This window comes from Xanthomonas sacchari (assembly GCF_024266585.1).
In the GTDB taxonomy this organism is placed as follows: Bacteria; Pseudomonadota; Gammaproteobacteria; order Xanthomonadales; family Xanthomonadaceae; genus Xanthomonas_A; species Xanthomonas_A sacchari_C.
Genome location: NZ_CP100647.1, coordinates 1,177,190 through 1,195,274 on the forward strand (window position 1 = coordinate 1,177,190; position 18,085 = coordinate 1,195,274).

At 71.0% G+C, this 18,085-nt stretch carries 14 protein-coding genes; 13 read left to right on the top strand and 1 reads right to left on the bottom strand.

Going from position 1 to position 18,085, the window contains the following annotated elements:
- The first annotated feature begins 59 nt into the window (after nt 1-59).
- From mreC to NKJ47_RS04855, 13 genes are all read left to right on the top strand, one after another.
- The gene (gene mreC / locus NKJ47_RS04795) at nt 60-1,166 is read left to right on the top strand and encodes a rod shape-determining protein MreC (RefSeq protein WP_254460384.1); all 1,107 of its coding nucleotides are present in this window, start codon (nt 60-62) and stop codon (nt 1,164-1,166) included.
- Nucleotides 1,163-1,648: a rod shape-determining protein MreD gene (mreD, locus tag NKJ47_RS04800; protein WP_254460385.1), complete on the top strand. Its 486-nt coding sequence runs from the start codon at nt 1,163-1,165 to the stop codon at nt 1,646-1,648. The genes mreC and mreD overlap by 4 nt, the downstream gene beginning before the upstream one ends.
- A 2-nt stretch (nt 1,649-1,650) precedes the next feature.
- On the top strand, nt 1,651-3,711 hold the full coding sequence (gene mrdA / locus NKJ47_RS04805; protein ID WP_254460386.1) for a penicillin-binding protein 2: 2,061 nt from the start codon (nt 1,651-1,653) through the stop codon (nt 3,709-3,711).
- The gene (gene rodA, locus NKJ47_RS04810) at nt 3,708-4,814 is read left to right on the top strand and encodes a rod shape-determining protein RodA (protein WP_254460387.1); all 1,107 of its coding nucleotides are present in this window, start codon (nt 3,708-3,710) and stop codon (nt 4,812-4,814) included. Before mrdA ends, rodA begins: the two co-directional genes overlap by 4 nt.
- 328 nt (nt 4,815-5,142) lie before the next feature.
- Entirely contained in the window at nt 5,143-6,459 is a 1,317-nt protein-coding gene (locus NKJ47_RS04815) for a virulence factor family protein (RefSeq protein ID WP_254460388.1), read from the top strand.
- Nucleotides 6,456-7,886, top strand: a complete 1,431-nt coding sequence (locus tag NKJ47_RS04820) for a glycoside hydrolase family 28 protein (protein WP_254460389.1) — start codon at nt 6,456-6,458, stop codon at nt 7,884-7,886. Before NKJ47_RS04815 ends, NKJ47_RS04820 begins: the two co-directional genes overlap by 4 nt.
- A 269-nt stretch (nt 7,887-8,155) precedes the next feature.
- Complete coding sequence (locus NKJ47_RS04825) at nt 8,156-9,295, top strand: NAD(P) transhydrogenase subunit alpha (protein WP_254460390.1); 1,140 nt, start codon at nt 8,156-8,158, stop codon at nt 9,293-9,295.
- A gap of 3 nt (nt 9,296-9,298) precedes the next feature.
- Entirely contained in the window at nt 9,299-9,613 is a 315-nt protein-coding gene (locus tag NKJ47_RS04830; RefSeq protein ID WP_254460391.1) for an NAD(P) transhydrogenase subunit alpha, read from the top strand.
- Nucleotides 9,614-9,617: 4 nt separating this feature from the next.
- Nucleotides 9,618-11,024 carry an NAD(P)(+) transhydrogenase (Re/Si-specific) subunit beta gene (locus NKJ47_RS04835; RefSeq protein ID WP_254460392.1) on the top strand — a complete coding sequence of 469 codons (1,407 nt, stop codon included), beginning with the start codon at nt 9,618-9,620 and terminating at the stop codon, nt 11,022-11,024.
- Nucleotides 11,025-11,089: 65 nt separating this feature from the next.
- On the top strand, nt 11,090-12,481 hold the full coding sequence (locus NKJ47_RS04840; RefSeq protein ID WP_254460393.1) for an NAD-dependent succinate-semialdehyde dehydrogenase: 1,392 nt from the start codon (nt 11,090-11,092) through the stop codon (nt 12,479-12,481).
- Nucleotides 12,482-12,678: 197 nt separating this feature from the next.
- On the top strand, nt 12,679-13,812 hold the full coding sequence (mltB, locus tag NKJ47_RS04845) for a lytic murein transglycosylase B (RefSeq protein WP_254460394.1): 1,134 nt from the start codon (nt 12,679-12,681) through the stop codon (nt 13,810-13,812).
- The gene (locus NKJ47_RS04850) at nt 13,809-15,293 is read left to right on the top strand and encodes a septal ring lytic transglycosylase RlpA family protein (protein ID WP_254460395.1); all 1,485 of its coding nucleotides are present in this window, start codon (nt 13,809-13,811) and stop codon (nt 15,291-15,293) included. Before mltB ends, NKJ47_RS04850 begins: the two co-directional genes overlap by 4 nt.
- 140 nt (nt 15,294-15,433) lie before the next feature.
- Nucleotides 15,434-16,639, top strand: coding sequence for a D-alanyl-D-alanine carboxypeptidase family protein (locus tag NKJ47_RS04855; protein ID WP_254460396.1), 1,206 nt, complete (start codon nt 15,434-15,436; stop codon nt 16,637-16,639).
- 289 nt (nt 16,640-16,928) lie between these two features.
- On the opposite strand, the gene NKJ47_RS04860 is transcribed toward NKJ47_RS04855, so the two are convergent.
- Nucleotides 16,929-17,984, bottom strand: a complete 1,056-nt coding sequence (locus tag NKJ47_RS04860; RefSeq protein ID WP_254460397.1) for a lipid A deacylase LpxR family protein — start codon at nt 17,982-17,984, stop codon at nt 16,929-16,931.
- Nucleotides 17,985-18,085: the final 101 nt, after the last annotated feature.

The following is an 18,085-nucleotide window of genomic DNA, read 5'->3' on the forward strand; positions in this document are numbered from 1 at the left end:
GGAGCGCGCCGTTGCTTTCCGATTCCCCACTCCCGATTCCCCATTCCCGGCTTTAACCCGTGCCTCCTTACGCCGGTCCTCCCGTCACCGCCCGTCCCGGCGAATCCGCCAGCACGCCGCGCCTGCTGGCCTACCTGGCGCTGGCGCTGGTGCTGATCGTGCTCGACGCGCAGGCCGACTGGCTGGCCCGCCTGCGCAGCCAGGCCACGGTGCTGGTGCAGCCGATCTGGGCGTTGGCCGGCCTGCCCGGGCGGCTGGGCAGCCAGGTGCAGGAGAACGCGGCCAGTCACGCCCAGCTGGTCAAGGAAAACCGCGCGCTGCGCAACGAACTGCTGATCGCCAAGGCGCGCCTGACCCGGCTGCAGACCGCGGCGCTGGATAACGCGCAGCTGCGCGAACTGCTGGGCGTGGCCGAGCGCCGCGGCCTGGACGTGCAGTTGGCGCCGATCCTGGACATCGACCTGGACCCGACCCGGCAGCGGCTGGTGCTCGACGCCGGCAGCCGCGACGGCGTGCACGTCGGCCAGGCGGTGATCGACGCCGGCGGCCTGATGGGCCAGGTGATCGCGGTGACCCCGCTGCACTCCACCGTGCTGCTGCTGACCGACCCCGACCATGCGGTGCCGGTGACGGTGGCGCGCAACGGCGTGCGCCTGATCGTCTACGGCCGCGGCGGCAGCCTGGAACTGCGCGACATCCCGCTCAGCGCCGGGGTCGAGGTGGGCGACGAGATCGTCACCTCCGGCCTGGGCGGCCGCTTCCCGGCCGGCTTCCCGGTCGGCACCATCTCCGCCCTGCGCCCGGACGACACCCACGCCTTCCTGGTCGGCGAACTGAAGCCGGCGGCGAAGCTGGACCGGGGGCGGGATGTGTTGTTGCTGAAGAGCCGGGAATGGGGAATCGGGAATCGGGAATTGCCGACGCCGGCGTCCGCGGCAGCGGAAGGAGCCTCGCCCGTGGCTGGAGCAGCACAAAGCGGTGACGCCAAGCCAGCGCAGGGCGTGACCCAGGCCCCCGCAAGCGGAGCCGCCGCTCCGACATCGCCAAACGTGCACCCGTCCGGCACCGCGACCGCCCCGCAGCCGACCAAGCAGGCACGCGCGACCACCGATTCCCGACTCCCCATTCCCGATTCCCGCCCGGCTCCAAAGGAGACGGGCCAATGAGCCGCCTGCGCAGCAAAGGCTGGGTGCTCCCGGTCAGCGTGATCGTGGCGCTGTTGCTGGGGCTGATGCCGTTGCCGCTGGTGGTGCAGCCGTTGCGGCCGTACTGGCTGGCGCTGGTGGTGGCGTACTGGGTGATCGAAACCCCGGACAAGGTCGGGTTGGGCTTCGCCTTCGCGGTCGGGGTGCTGGCCGATCTGCTGTACGGCGGGGTGCTGGGCGAGCAGGCGCTGCGGCTGGTGATCCTGAGTTTCATCCTGCAGCGCTTCCGCGCGCGCATCCGCTTCTTCCCGATGTCGCAGCAGGCGCTGGCGATCGGCGGCCTGCTGGTCAACGACCGCATCGTCGCCGCGGCGGTGCACCTGGCGGTCGGCGAGCCAACGCTGCCGTGGAGCTACTGGTGGGCGCCGTTGTTGGGCATGGCGCTGTGGCCGCCGCTGTTCGTGTTGCTGGACGCGCTGCGGCTGGGCCGGCGGAGCAAGTAGCAATGGCCCTGCATCCGCGCCGCGCGCAGAAGAACCCGCACGCCGAGGCCGAGCAGTTCCGGCGCCGCGCGGCGCTGGGCTTCCTGTGCGTGCTGCTGGCGCTGCTGGGCCTGGGCGCCTGGTACTTCAAGCTGCAGGTGCTGGATCACGACGTCTATGCCACCCGCTCGGACGCCAACCGCATCAAGCCGCGGCCGGTGGTGCCCGGGCGCGGCATGATCTACGACCGCAACGGCCGCCTGCTGGCCGAGAACGTGCCCGCGTTCCGGCTCGACGTGACCCCGGACAAGGTCGCCGACATGGACGCGCTGCTGGCCGAGCTGGGCAAGGTCATCGCGCTGTCGCCGGAGGACCTCGAACGCTTCCAGGCCGCGCGCAAGGCCAGCCGCAGCTTCCGCCCGATCACCCTGAAGCTGCGCGTCAGCGAGGAGGAGCGGGCGCGCTTCGCGGTGGACCGCTGGCGCTTCCCGGGCGTGGAGCTGGAACCCTACCTGACCCGGCACTACCCCTACGGCGACCTGTTCGCGCACGTCATCGGCTACGTCGGCCGCATCGACGAGAAGGACCTGGAGGCGCTGGGCGAGGGCAACGCCGCGCTGACCCACATCGGCAAGTCCGGGCTGGAGCGCTATTACGAGGAAGCGCTGCGCGGCAAGGTCGGCTACGAACAGGTGGAAACCAACGTGCAGGGCCGCGCGATCCGCACCGTCGGCCGGGTGCCGGCGCAGTCCGGCGCCGACCTGCGCCTGTCCATCGACGCCGACCTGCAGCGCGCCATGGTCGCCGCGTTCGGCGACTACCAGGGCTCGGCCATCGCCATCGATCCGCGCACCGGCGAGATCCTGGCGATGGTCAGCCTGCCGTCCTACGACCCCAATCTGTTCGTCAACGGCATCTCCCACGCCGATTTCCAGGCGCTCAACAGCGACCCGTCGCGGCCGCAGTTCAACCGCCTGGTGCTGGGCGGCGTGGCGCCCGGCTCCACCATCAAGCCGTTCATGGGCCTGGCCGGCCTGGACAGCGGCACCCGCCGCCCGGAGGACAAGATCCTCTCCACCGGCATGTTCTACCTGCCCGGGGTCAGCCGCGGCTGGGGCGACTCGCACCGCGGCGGCCACGGCTGGACCGACCTGCGCAAGTCGATCGCGCAGTCGGTGAACACCTACTACTACAAGCTGGCCATCGACATGGGCATCACCAAGGTCGACCAGTACATGACCCGCTACGGCTTCGGCGTGCCCACCGGCATCGACCTGGTCGGCGAGACCGGCGGCATCGTGCCGTCGCCGGCCTACAAGGCCAAGAGCCGCAAGGAAGCCTGGTACCCCGGCGACACGGTCAACATCGCCATCGGCCAGGGCGACTGGAAGGTGACGCCACTGCAATTGGTGCGCGGGGTCGCCGGCATCGCCGACGGGCAACTGCGCACGCCGCACCTGGTGATGGCCACGCGCCAGGCCTTCGACCAGCCGTGGGCGCCGGTGCAGCCGGGCACGAGCAAGCCGATCAGCGACAATCCCGGCAATCTGCAGGCGGTGCGCGAAGGCATGATGGACACCATGCGCCCGGGCGGCAGCGGTTACTCCATCACCGTCGGCGCGCCGTACCAGATGGCCGGCAAGACCGGTACCGCGCAGGTGGTCAGCCGCAAGGGCCTGGCCGCGGTCGATCCGCGTAGCTTGCCGATGCACCTGCGCCACCGTTCGCTGTTCGAGGGCTTCGCGCCGGCCGAGCGGCCGACCATCGCCCTGGCGATCGCCGTGGAAGGCGGCGGCTACGGCGCCAGCACCGCCGCGCCGATCGCGCGCAAGATCTTCGATGCCTGGCTGCTCGGCCGGCTGCCGCCCGGGGTCGAGCCGCTGGACAGCCTGCGCGGCGCCACCGCCTTCGGCAGCCATCTGTACTACGCCGAGGACCCGGGCTCGCGCGCCGCCGCCGATGCGGTGGCGCTGGCCGCCGGCGAACGCCCGGTGCTGATCGGCCAGGCCGAGGTCGATGCCGCGGCGGTGCCGCTGCCGGCCGCGCCGCCGCCGATCCCCGACGAGATTCCGGACGAGCGATGAAGGATTTCCTGCGCTGGCTGGTCGAGATCGGCGGCCGCTTCACCCGCACCCTGGACTGGCCGCTGTGCCTGGCGCTGGGCGCGCTGATGGCGATGGGGCTGGCGGTGCTCAAGAGCGCCGGTGGCATGCACCTGGTGATGGCACAGGGCGCGCGCTTCGCCATCGGCGCGGCGGCGATGTGGAGCCTGTCGCGGGTCTCGGCGCTGCGCCTGCGCGCCTGGACCCCGCTGATCTACGCGCTGTCGATGCTGCCGCTGCTGGCGGTGTTCGTGCTGGGCACCGGCAAGTACGGGCGGCAGTGGCTGGACCTGAAGGTGTTCTACCTGCAGCCGGCCGAGCTGCTGAAGATCAGCATGCCGATGATGGTGGCCTGGTACCTGCACCGCATGCCGCTGCCGCCGCGCATCCCCACGGTGCTGGTCAGCGCGGTCATCATCGGCATTCCCACCGCCTTGATCATGCTGCAGCCGGACTTCGGCACCGGCGTGCTGATCGCCGCCAGCGGCGGCTTCGTGCTGCTGCTGGCCGGCCTGCCGTGGTGGTGGGTGGGCATCGCCGTCGGCGGCGTCGCCGCGGCTGCGCCGGTGGCCTGGCTGTGGCTGCTGCGGCCCTACCAAAAGGACCGCATCATGATGTTCCTCAACCCGGAGAACGACGCGCTCGGCGCGGGTTGGAACATCATCCAGTCCAAGATCGCGATCGGCTCCGGCGGCCTGCACGGCAAGGGCTGGGGCCTGGGTTCGCAGTCGCACCTGAACTTCATCCCCGAGCAGACCACCGACTTCGCCTTCTCCGTGCTCAGCGAGGAGTTCGGCTGGATCGGCGTGGCCACGGTGCTGACCCTGTATCTGGTGGTGATCGGGCGCTGTCTGTGGATCGCCTCGCAGGCGCGCGACACCTTCTCGCGGCTGCTGGCCGGCGCCACCGGCCTGGCGTTCTTCGTCTACGTGCTGGTCAACGGCGGCATGATCTCCGGGTTGCTGCCGGTGGTCGGCGTGCCGATGCCGCTGATGAGCTACGGCGGCACCTCGGCGGTGTCGCTGCTGGCCGGGCTGGGTCTGGTGATGGCGGTGAAGGCGCACCGTCCGGTGCACGGCTACTGAGCGCGCCGCGGCGCGGCCGGCGCACGCTGGCTTAACCGTGCCCTTGCAGGCAGATGACCGAATGATTGCAGCGCGTGTCGCGCTTGCGCACAATGCGTGCCGATGCCACGTGGCGCGCACCGCTCCCCCCGGTCCACACGTTCGCAGGAACTTTCCGGGCAGGCCGGTGCGACCCCACGCATCCATCCCCGCCCACATCGCCGAGGCTCCCCACGCAGCGCATCCGCCGATCCGGGCTGTAGCCGGTCCGTCCACGTCGTCCGCCGCTCCCTCGCCGTTCCTTGTGGTTGTCCCGATGCTCGGCGCTGGCCGAGATGGATGCGTGTCGATGAAATTCCTGCGTGTGTTGCTGTTGACGAGCGTGGTGCTGGGCCTGAGCGGCTACGCACTGCTGCGCTACTACTTTCCGCCGGGGGCGTTGCACGCCCGCGGCTACGGCCGTACGACCCTGGTGCATCCGCGGGGCGCGCCGCAGGGACTGGTGATCCTGCTGGCCAGCGGCAGCCCGGCGCAGCGGCAGGACGCGGCGCGGCGCATCGCCGCCAGCGGCGCACTGGTCGCGGTGGTCGACGGCCAGCGCTATCTGAGGCATCTGCGCCGTGGCGGCCACGGTTGCGACAAGGCCTGGCACGACGCCGAGCAATTGAGCCGGCGGCTGCAGCGGCAGTTGCACGGCGACAGCTACTACCTGCCGGTGCTGGCCGGCACCGGCACTGCCGCGACCCTGGCCGAGCGCATCGTCGGTGCCGCGCCCACCGCCACCCTGGGCGGCGCCATCGGCGTGGCGCCGGCGCCGACCGAGGTCTGCGCCGGCACCGCCGCCGCCACGCCGGCGCAAGGCTTCGTCGACACCGTGGCGGCACCGGGCGCTGGCGGCGTGGACGCCACGCTGGCCGCACGCGTCGCCGCGCATCTGCATGCGCGCGGCCGCGGCGGCGCGTTGGACGACCTGCCGCTGACCGAACTGCCGTCGGACACCCCGGGCGCGCCGCTGGCCATCGTGCTGTCCGGCGACGGCGGCTGGCGCGACATCGACAAGGGCATGGCCGAGGCCCTGCAGCGCCGCGGCATCGCCGTGGTCGGCTGGGACAGCCTGCGCTACTTCTGGCGGGCCAAGCCGCCGGCGCGGGCCAGTGCCGACCTGAGCCGGGTCATCGCCTACTACCAGCAGCGCTGGCATCCGCAGAAGATCCTGCTGGTCGGTTATTCCTTCGGCGCCACCACGCTGCCGTTCATGGTCAACCGGCTGCCGCCGGCGCAGCGCGAGCAGGTCGGCCTGGTGGCCTTGCTGGGGTTGGAGCACAAGGCCGATTTCCAGATCCGCGTGCGCGGCTGGTTCAATCTCGGCGACGCCGACGACGCGCTGCCGGTGCAGCCGGAACTGGCGCGCATCGCCCCGGCGCAACTGCTGTGCGTGTATGGCGACAAGGAAACCGATACGCTTTGCCCGCAATTGCGCGCGCGCGGAGCGGAGGTGGTGATGTTGCACGGCGGTCATCATTTCGACCAGCACCCGGCCGGGCTGGCCACGATCGTCGACGATCGTTGGCAGCAGCTGTCCGCCGACGCGCGCCCGCCCGTCGCCGAGCTGCAGGCGGCGCCCGCGGCCACGCTGCCGCCGTCGCACGCCACGCTCCGCCAATGAGCGTGCGGGGACGCGTCGCGCTGGTGCTCGGCGGCGTGCTCGCCGCCGCTGCGTTCGCCAGCGCCGCCGCGACCGGCGATACCCGTCGCGTCGTCGAACCGCACCTGCCGCCGGTGTGCATGGCGCTGGACGCCACCTTGCAGGCGCCGCAGCGCCGCTTCGCCGACGCGCAGGAGCGCCGCCCGCCGGACACCGCGCGCATCCAGGCCGCGCTCGACCGCTGCGCCGCCGGTGCGCACGGCGCGGTGCTGCTGCGCGCCGGCAGCGGCGATGCCTTCCTCAGCGGACCGTTGACGATCCGCAGCAACACCACGCTGGTGATCGACAGTGGCGCGACCCTGTTCGCCTCGCGCCAGCCCGCCGACTACCAGGTGCCCGGCCGCAACGCCTGCGGCCAGGCCGCGGCCCGCAGTGGTGGCTGCCGCGCGCTGATCACCCTGCAGGGGCGCGCCCTGGGGGTGATGGGCGTGCGCGACGCCGCCGGCCACCAGGGCAGCATCGACGGCCGCGGCGACCTGCCGATGCTCGGCGGCGACGACAGCTGGTGGCAGTTCGCGCGCAGCGCCAAGGCCGCCGGCCTGACCCAGAACGCGCCCGACCTGATCCGCGCCCAGGACGTCGCCGATCTGCAGCTCTACCACGTCAACCTGATCGACGCGCCGTACTTCCACCTGTTCGTGCATGGTGGTGACGGCGTCACCGTGTGGGGCGTGCGGGTCAGGGCGCCGGCCAACAGCCCCAACACCGACGGCCTGGATCTGGACAGCGTGCGCAACGCGACCCTGGCCGACAACGACGTGATGGCCGGCGACGACGGCATCGCGATCAAGACCAGCGCCGCGCGCTCGGCCGACATCACCGTGCGCGACTCGCGCTTCTACGGCACGCACGGCATCTCCATCGGCAGCGAGGTGATGTACGGCGTCGGCAACGTGCTGGTGGACGGCAACCGTCTGGTCGGCCACGACGCCGACGGCACTCTCGCCACCGACAACAACGGCCTGCGCATCAAGACCGGCCTGGCCAAGGGCGGCCCGGTGCGCGACGTGCTCTACCGCAACACCTGCCTGTTCGGCGTGGCCAGGCCGCTGCTGATCACGCCGCTGTACGGCCACGACCACGGCGACAGCCGCAGCGGCAGCGTGCCCACCTTCGCCGGGATCGTGGTCGATGGCCTGCGCGCGCAGGACACGCCCGCCGGCAAGGGCAGCACCGTGCAGGGCTACAGCGCGGCGACGCCGCTGGACCTGGTGCTGGCGCACGTGTCCGCCGACGTCACCACCTTGTATGCCCGCAATGCGCGCATCGGCGTGGACCAGTCCAACCTGCAGCTGAGCCAGGACAGCAGCGCCGCCTCCACCTACGCGACCACGCTCGCCGGGTCGGTCCCGGCCTGCACCCACGCGCCGGTGTTTCCGGCGCTGTAACGCGCAACGCTGGCGAAGCTCCCGGCGCGGTCGTCTGCGTCGCCGAGCTGTCGGCGCCAGGCATCGGCATGCACCGCCACGCGTTGAAGCCCTGCGTGCGGCGCCGCCGCTGATCGCGCGCACCGCATGGTCCGCAGCCATGCCTGCAGCCGCCGCAAGGCCGTTCGGTTACGTCTGCGCACGCTTGCGCGCAGCGCGCTTGATCTGGATCAATGCCCGCGCGCACGCCGGCGCGCACAGTGCATGCGTCCTCCGAGCGAGCCGCGATCATGGCGTTCACTGTTGCAGTGCTGAGGGAAGAACAGGCCGATGAGCGCCGCGTGGCGCTGGTGCCCGCGGTGCTGCCGAAGCTGGCCAAGCTGGGCGCGCAACTGCGGCTGCAGGCCGGCGCCGGCAGCGGGTCGCGGCTGCCGGATGCGGCCTATGCCGGCGCTACCGTGCTCGAGGATGCGCAGCAGGTGGTGGCCGGCGCGGACCTGCTGCTGGCGGTGCAGGCGCCATCGCTGCGCACGCTGGCGGCGCTGCGCCCGGGCAGCATGCTGATCGCGATGCTGTACCCGGCCAAGGCGCCCGGGCTGCTGGAGCTGCTGTGCGAACGCCGCATCACCGCCTTCGCGATGGAGACCGTGCCGCGCATCAGTCGCGCGCAGGCGCTGGACGTGCTGTCCAGCCAGGCCGCGCTGGCCGGCTATTACGCGCCGCTGCTCGGCGCCGTGCACCTGCCGCGGATCCTGCCGATGATGACCACCGCGGTCGGGTCGCTGCGCGCCGCGCGCGTGCTGGTGATGGGCCTGGGCGTGGCCGGCCTGCAGGCGCTGGCCACCGCGCACCGGCTCGGCGCGATCACCGAAGGCTACGACGTGCGTCCGGAAACCCGCGAGCAGGCGCAGTCGGTCGGTGCGCGCTTCGTCGACACCGGCATCGACGCGCGCGGCGAGGGCGGCTATGCGCGCGAACTCAGCGCCGAGGAGCGGGCCAAGGCCGCAGCGGTGCTGACCCAGCACATCCAGCAGGCCGACCTGATCGTCACCACCGCCAACGTGCCCGGGCGCACCGCGCCGATCCTGATCGACCGCCAGCAGATCGCCGGCATGAAGCCCGGTGCGGTGATCGTGGATCTGGCCGCCGACAGCGGCGGCAACTGCGAAGGCAGCGTGCCGGGGCAGACCGTGGAAGTGGGCCCCGCCACCATCGTCGCCCCGCGCAACGTGCCCTCGGCGCTGGCCCAGCACGCCAGCGAGCTGTACGCCAAGAACCTGCTGGGCCTGCTCGACCTGCTGGTGCGCGACGGAGCACTGGCGCCGGATTTCGACGATGCGGTCGTCGCCGGTACCGCGCTCACCCACGACGGCCGCCTCTGCCATCCGCCGCTGCAGGCCGCCGCATCCGTTTCCGTCAAGGAGTCCTGAGTCATGTCCCTGGATCTGTCGATGAGCTGGCTGATCGCGTTGTACGTGTTCATGCTGGCCGCGTTCACCGGCTACGAAGTGATCGGCAAGGTGCCGTCGATCCTGCACACGCCGTTGATGTCCGGTTCCAACTTCGTCCACGGCATCGTCGTGGTCGGCGCGATGCATGCGCTGTTCAACGCCGACACCGTCGCCGGGCAGGCGATCGGTTTCGTCGGCGTGTTGCTGGGCGCCGGCAACGCCGCCGGCGGCTACGTGGTCACCGACCGCATGCTGGCGATGTTCAAGCCCAGCGCCACGCCAACCGCGAAGGAGTAGGGCCATGCTCGCGCTCCTGGTGGAACTGAGCGGATTCGCCGCCGCATTGCTGTTCATCCTCGGCCTCAAGCGCATGTCCTCGCCGGTGACCGCGCTGCGCGGCATCGTCCTGGCCGGGATCGGCATGCTGATCGCGGTGGCCGCCGCCTTCGGCTATCTCGCCGACCTGCAGCCCGCTGCGCGTGGGCATGCGGCGACCAACCTGGCGCTGGCGCTGCTGGCGCTGGCGCTGGGCGCTGCCTGGGCCTGGCGCAGCGGCCGCCGCGTCGCGGTGACCGCGATGCCGCAGATGGTGGCGCTGTACAACGGCATGGGCGGCGGTGCGGCGGCGGCGGTGGCCGGCGTCGCGTTGACCGCACGGCAGCCGCCGCAGGGCGGCCTGCACCTGGCGGTGACCGTGCTGGGCGCGCTGATCGGCGCGATCTCGCTGTCCGGTTCGGTGATCGCCTGGGCCAAGCTCGATGGCCGCCTCAACACCGCCTGGCGGTTCAAGGGACAGAGCGCGTGCAACGCCGCGGTGTTCCTGGCCGCCCTGGCGCTCGGCGCGCTGGTGGTCACGCACACGGGCGGCGGCTGGGTGGCGCCGACGTTCTTCGCCGCCGCGCTGTGCTTCGGCGTGCTGATGACGCTGCCGATCGGCGGCGCCGACATGCCGGTGGTGATCTCGCTGAACAACGCGTTCACCGGCCTGGCGGTGGGCCTGGAAGGCTTCGCCCTGCAGAACCCGGCACTGATGATCGCCGGCATGGTGGTCGGCTCGGCCGGCACCTTGCTGACCGTGCTGATGGCCAAGGCGATGAACCGCTCGCTGAGCAACGTGCTGTTCAGCAATTTCGGCGACGGCGCCGCGGTCGCGCAGGGCGACGTGCAGGGCCGCATGACCGCGGTCGATCCGGGCGATGCGGCGACGTCGATGCGCTATGCCTCCAGCGTGATCATCGTGCCCGGCTACGGCCTGGCCGTGGCGCAGGCGCAGGGGCGGCTCTACGAACTGGTGAAGCTGCTGCAGGCCGCCGGGGTCGACGTGAAGTTCGCCATCCATCCGGTCGCCGGGCGCATGCCCGGGCACATGAACGTGCTGCTGGCCGAAGCCGGCGTGCCCTACGACCTGATCTACGACATGGAGGACATCAACGACAGCTTCGCCAGCACCGACGTGGCGCTGGTGATCGGCGCCAACGACGTGGTCAATCCGGCCGCGCGCACCGACAAGGCCTCGCCGATCTACGGCATGCCGATCCTCAACGCCGACCAGGCGCACCAGGTCTACGTGATCAAGCGCGGCCAGGGCAAGGGCTACGCCGGCGTGGAGAACCTGCTGTTCTACGGCGACAACTGCGACATGGTCTACGGCGACGCCGCCGCGGTGCTCAACCGCATGGTGCAGGCGGTCAAGGAACTGGCCGCCTGAGCCCACCGATTCCCTTGCCGGCGCCAGGCGCCCGGCGCTCTCCGACCTTCCCCGAGGACACGACCATGACGTATGCGACCCGCAATCCCTATACCGGCGAACTGCTCGCCAGCTTTCCCGACGTCACCGATGCGCAGGTGCTGGACGCGATCGACGCCGCCGACGTCGCCTTCCGGCAATGGAAGCAGACCTCCTTCGCCGAACGCGCCAGGGTGATGCATGCGGCAGCGCAGCTGCTGCGCGACAACACGCGCGAGTACGCCCAATTGCTGACGCTGGAGATGGGCAAGCTGATCGGCGAGGCCGAAGCCGAGGTGCGGCTGTCGGCGGACATCTTCACCTACTACGCGGTCAACGCCGAACGCCTGCTGGCGCCGGAGCATCTGCCGGTGGCCGATCCGGCCGAGGGCAGGGCGATGGTGGTGCACGAACCGCTGGGCGTGCTGCTGGCGATCGAGCCGTGGAACTTTCCGTACTACCAGATCGCGCGGATCATCGCCCCGCAACTGTCGGCCGGTAACACCGTGCTGCTCAAGCATGCCTCCAACGTGCCGCAGTGCGCGGCCAAGTTCGAGGCGCTGATGGCCGAGGCAGGGCTGCCGGCGGGAGCCTTCGTCAATCTGTACGCCACCCGCGGCCAGGTCGAGACCATCCTCAACGACCCGCGCGTGCACGGCGTGGCGCTCACCGGGTCGGAAGGCGCCGGTGCCATCGTCGCCGCACAGGCGGCCAAGGCGCTGAAGAAGTCGACCATGGAGCTGGGCGGTGCCGACGCTTTCGTGGTGCTGGACGATGCGCCGCTGGAGAAGACGGTGAAGTGGGCGGTGTTCGGCCGCCACTGGAACGGCGGCCAGGTCTGCGTGTCGTCCAAGCGCATGATCGTGGTGCAGGAGGTGTACGAGCCGTTCCTGCAGCGCTACCGCGCCGGCGTGGCGGCCTTGCGTGCCGGCGACCCGATGGATCCGGCGACCACGCTGGCGCCGCTGTCCTCGCAGGGCGCGGCCGACGACCTGAAGCGGCAGATCGCCGAGGCGGTCAGGCATGGCGCCACCGCGACCGAGGTCGGCCCGCCGGTGCCGGTGCATGGCGCGTTCGTGCAGCCGACCATCCTCACCGCCGTCGCCCCGGACAACCCCGCCTACCACCAGGAATTCTTCGGCCCGGTGTCCATGGTGTTCCGCGCCAAGGACGAGGACGACGCGGTGCGCATCGCCAACGATTCGCCGTTCGGCCTCGGCGGTTCGGTATTCACCGGCGACGATGCGCGCGGCGTGGCGGTGGCCAGGCGCATCTCCACCGGCATGGTGTTCGTCAACCATCCGACCATGGTCAAGGCCGACCTGCCGTTCGGCGGGCTGCGCCGTTCCGGCTACGGGCGCGAACTGATCGGGCTGGGCATCAAGGAATTCGTCAATCACAAGTTGATCGACGTGGTCGAGATCGACGCGCCGTTCTGAGCGGGCCAGCGTGTGAAAGCCGGGCCGTCGGGGGCGACTCCGACGGCTTTTTTGTGCCACCGGCGCGGCCAGGGGCGCCGCACGCGCCCGGCGCTCGCCGGCAGCTCATGCTGCAGGCGCACTTGACCTGTAGCAAAGTTCTTTTGTTTCATGGCGTTATTGGTAGAAATTCATCTTGACTCTGTTAATCTGCCGGCATGATCCGACGCTCGCTGATTTGCCTGCTCACGCTTGGCCTGGTCGCATGCGCGACCCAGCCCAAGGCGCCGTCTTCGCCGCCGCAGGCCAGCGCGCCGCCGCCGGCCCCGCGCCCGGCATCGCCGGTGGAGGCCGCGCCCGAGGCGGTGCAGGCGCCCCCGGTGGACCTGACCCCGGTCCCGTTCGAGGTCGCCCGCGCCAATTTCGTCCGCGACACCGCGGCCCGGTACGGCCTGGATCCGGCGCAGATCGAGGCGACCCTGGCGCAGGCGCAGTTCAAGGATGCGATCGTGGCGGCGATGTCGCGGCCGGCCGAGCGGGTCAAGCCGTGGAGCGAGTACCGGCCGATGTTCATCAGCCAGGCGCGCATCGACGGCGGCCGCGCCTTCCTGGCCGCGCACCGCGACGAATTGCAGCGCGTGCAGGCGCGTACCGGCGTGCCGGCCGAGATCATCGTGGCGATCATCGGCGTGGAGACCAGCTACGGCAAGAACGCCGGCTCCTACCGCGTGCTGGACGCGCTGTACACACTGGCGTTCCGCTATCCGCGCAGCGGCGACCCGGCCAAGCTCGAGCGCGAGGTGCGCCGCGAACTGTTCTTCCGCGACGAGCTGGGCCAGCTGTTCGCGCTGGGCCGCGAGGAAAACCTGGACGTCACCACCCTGATCGGCAGCTACGCCGGCGCGATGGGCCTGGGCCAGTTCATGCCGTCCAGCTACCGGCAGTTCGCGGTCGACGGCGATGGCGACGGCAAGCGCAACCTGTTCACCGACTACGACGACGCGTTCTCGTCCATCGCCAACTACTTCGTCAAGAAGGGCGGCTGGGTGCGCGGCGGCCTGGTCGCGGTGCCGGCCACGTTGCGTCCCGGCGCCGAGGAATTCAATCCGACCGACTGGACGCCGACCTACACCCTGGCCGACCTGGCCGCGCGCGGCTACACGCCGAACGTGCCGGTGCCGGCCGGCGCCACCGCCACGCCGATCGCGCTCGACGGCAGCGCCGGCAAGCAGTACTGGCTGGGCTTCCAGAACTACTACGCGATCACCCGCTACAACATTTCCAAGATGTACGCGATGGCCGTGTATCAATTGTCCCAGGCCATCGCCGGCAAGGAGTTACCCCCGGCATGAACCCGAACGCGCTGCTCCGGATCGCTCCCGTCGTCGCTGTGCTGGCGCTGGCCGCCTGCAGCAGCACTCCGAAGAAGACCGCCGGCGGCGCCGGGCCCGGCATCCGGGTCGAAGGCAAGGGGCCGGCGCATGTCGCCACCGGCTGCCCGTCGACCTCGCCCTACGCGCCGGCCAAGGAAGACCCGTCCAAGCGCGGCAACTACACCGCCGGCGGGCTGTACGCGCCCGGGGTGCGCGACAGCACGCCGGACTACGTGCCCAACGTCGCCTGCATTCCCGAGCCGCTGGTCACCGACGAGCCGCGCTCGGCGATCGGCAACCGCTCGCCGTACATGGTGCTGGGCCGCGAGTACGTGGTCATCGACGATCCGCACAGCTACGTCGAGCGCGGCACCGCCTCCTACTACGGCAGCAAGTTCCATGGCCGGCTGACCTCCAACCGCGAGGTCTACGACATGTACGCGTTCACCGCCGCGCACAAGACCCTGCCGCTGCCCAGCTTCGCCCTGGTCACCAACCTGGACAACGGCGAGTCGGTGGTGGTGCGGATCAACGACCGCGGTCCCTTCCATGACGACCGGTTGATCGACCTGAGCTACGCGGCCGCGGTCAAGCTCGGCATCACCGGCAAGGGCACCGGCCGCGTGGAAGTGCGCGGACTGACCCCGGCCGACAACGGCGACCTGCTGGCGCGGCGCCGCACCGGCCGCGCGCCGGCGACGCTGCTGGCCAGCGCGCGCAGCGATGCCGCCACCCGCGACCCCGCGGCGGTGCGGCGCGCGGCGGAGATGGACGACCTGGTGAAGACGCTGCCGGCGAAGTCGGCCGGCGGTACGGTGGCCGCCGCCGCGAGCGTGCCGGCGCGCGCCGTCCCGGCCGCGGTCGCGGCGCCCACCGCTGCGGCGGCCACGGCCACGGCCGCGGCGCTGCCGGAAGGCGAGCGCTGGCGCTATCGCGTGCAGGACGCGCCGGGCCGGGTCGGCGATGGCGACCGCTTCGACGCCTGGATGAAGTCGCGCGGCGTGCGCGTGGCCACCGGCAAGCCGGCCACGTCGGCCACGTCGGCGCCCAGCGTGGCCGCGGCGAGCGCCCCGCTGCGCGGATCCCGCCGCACCGCGACCGCCGCGCCTGCCGCCGCACCTGCGGCCGCCGCGACCGCGCCGACCGTCGCCGTGGCGACTCCGGCCGCCGCGCCCGCACCGGTGGCCAGCACCGCGCCGCGCGCCGAGGCCGACAACGCGCGCGGACCGCTCGGCATCCTGCTGCAGGTGGCCAGCTTCGCCAGCCGCGAGAACGCCAACCGCGCGCTGTCGCAGTTGGCCTCGGCCGGCATCGTCGGCGCCAGCATCAGCGATATCGTTTCCGGGGGCCGCACCCTGTGGCGGCTGCGGGTGGCGGCCGAGGACCATGGTCGCGCCGCCGAGCTGGCCACCCGCATCGCCGGTCTCGGCTTCGGCCGGCCGCAGATCGTCAAGGACTGAGGCCCGTCCCGACGGCTCGCCATGGCCGATGGCTTAACGCCGGTGCGTGGCGGCAGCGCGCGTGCGCCTGCCCGGGCGCCGGCTCGGCCTACAATGTCGCGTTTTCCATCGGCCTTCGGGCCCAGCAGGAGTCGTTTTAGATGAAATTCCGCTTCGCCGTCGCTGCCGTGGCCACCTTCGCCGTCGGCCTGGTTTCCGCGCAGACGCCCGGTCCGGTTCCCGCGCCGCCGGCTGCCGCCGCTCCGGCCGCCGTGGCGATCCCGCCCGCGCCGAAGCCGGCCGTGTCCAAGTCCTGGGTGCTGATGGATTACGCCACCGGCCAGGTGCTGGCCGGCGAGAACGAACACGCACGCGTGGCCCCGGCCAGCATCACCAAGGTGATGACCTCGTACGTGATCGCGGCCGAACTGAAGCAGGGCAAGATCACCCGCGACGACCAGGTCATGCTCAGCGAGCGCGCCTGGCGCGAGGGCGGTGCCGGCACCGACGGCAGCTACAGCGGGTTCCCGGTCAACAAGACCGCGCGCCTGGAAGACATGGAAAAGGGCATGGCGATCCAGTCCGGCAACGACGCGGCGATCGCGCTGGCCGAACATACCGCCGGCAGCGAGGAAGCCTTCGCGTCGCTGATGAACGAGTACGCGAAGAAGATCGGCATGACCGGCTCGCACTTCGTCAACGCCCACGGCCTGTCGGCCGAAGGCCACTACACCACCGCCTACGATCTGGCGCTGCTGGGCCGGGCGATGGTGCGCGACTACCCGGAAACCTACGCCTACAACAAGATCAAGGAATTCCGCGTCGGCGACATCACCCAGCCGAACCGCAACCTGCTGCTGTGGCGCGACCCCAGCGTGGACGGCATCAAGACCGGCCACACCTCCGAGGCCGGCTACTGCCTGCTCAGCTCGGCCAAGCGCGGCGACCAGCGCCTGATCGCGGTGGTGATGGGCGACAGCTCCGAGAAGCAGCGCGCCGAGGACAGCCTGGCGCTGCTGAACTGGGGTTTCCGCTTCTTCGAGACCCACAGCCTGTACGAGCCGGGCAAGCAGGTCGCGCAGCAGCGCGTGTGGAAGGGCACCGAGAAGCAGGTGCTGCTGGGCGTGGCGCAGCCGCTGCTGGTCAGCGTGCCGCGCGGCCGCTACAACGAACTGAAGCCGTCGATCGAAGTGCCCAAGACCCTGGAGGCGCCGATCAAGCAGGGCCAGGCGATCGGCATGGTCAAGGTGACCCTGGACGGCAAGGTGGTGGCGCAGGCCCCGCTGGTGGCGCTGAAGGCGGTCGACGAGGCCGGGTTCTTCAAGCGTCTGTGGGACAGCTTCTGGATGTGGTGGGAATCGGAATAAGGTTCTCTCGAAAAAAGCCGGCTGACGCCGGCTTTTTTCTTGGGGATTCGGGAGTGGGGATTCGGGAGTGGTGGCTACAGCGCGTGCGTGCTGCCTCCTTGCTCCTACAACGTCGGGGTTTGGGGATTTTGCGATTGCACTGTGGGAGGGGCTTCAGCCCCGACGGGCTTTCCCGGGAAAGCCCGTCGGGGCTGAAGCCCCTCCCACAAAGAACCCTCTATGTTTCTTCGCCGGATTGTTTGGCAGCGATGTCGCTCGGGACAGCATGCCGCTGCCCCGAGTCCCCGCCTCAAAGCCGATAGCTGATCGTGAAACTCCCAAACACCGGCGTCTGCCGCTGCAGGTCGAACTCGCGCGTGCGCCAGTAGCGGGCGAGCGCGAACTTCCATTTGCCGCGCATTACCGCCAGGCCGACGCCGGCGTCGCCCACGAAGGGGCGCTTCTTCACGCTGTGGCTGTCGCGGAAGGTGTTGCCGTCCAGGGTGATGTCGCGCAGCACCCAGCGGCCGTCGCTGGTCACGAACAGGTGCGCCGACCAGCCGCTGCCGAGGCTGCTGGCCGGCGGCGCGACGTTCTCGCCGGCAGGGCGCAGCGGCGAACTGCCGAAATCGTCCGGCAGCTTCCAGCCCAGGCGCAGTTCCATGCCCGCATTGGCGTGAGTGTCGAGCGTGCCCAGCGCGCCGCCCCAGTGGCTGATCGCGTCCCAGCCCCAGCCGTCGCGGCTGCCGTCGCCGGACCAGCGACGCAGGCGTTCGTGCAGCACGCGGAACACCGGTTCGTCGTGCAACTGGTTGTCCCAGCCCTGGAACTTGGCGTCGCCGAGCAGCTCGTGCACCACGTCCTGCACCTGCTTGCCCTGCGCCGAGGGGCCGATCAGGCCCAGGGTGAGTTGCGTGGTGCGCAGGCGCTCGTCCTGGCGCGCGTTGTAGCCGATGTTCATCAGCAACAGGCCGGCGTAGGGGCGGTCGTCCTCGATCAGGTCGCGGCGGGTCTTGTCGGTGGGGGTGAACAGCGCCTGGCCGACCGCGAAGGTCATGTTGCGCTGGGTGAAGTCGCTGCTCGGCTGCAGCCAGGTCAGAGCGCGGTTCACCGCCCGCGCCAGCCGTGGCAGGCAGGGGTCGTCGGTGTAGTCGCGCAGATTCGGCGAGACGATGATCAGGCCGAAACCATTGGTATAGCCCTGGTCCTGGCCGGCGCCGCCGAACAGGTCGTTGTCGACGCGGAAGTTGACCGTGGGTGCGGTCGCTTCCAGTGTGTCGCGCGGGCATTGCTCGGTGGCAGCTGCGGGCGCGGCGGCCAGGGCGAGGGCGGCAGCAACCGGAAGAAGCGGGTGCGATGACGGCATGAATGGCGTCTCTGTTCGGAAGAGGGGGGCGGCGCCGCCCGCCCGCCGCCAGCGGCAGGGGTGAACAGCAGGGACCATGAACGCAGCCCGTGCGACAAGGA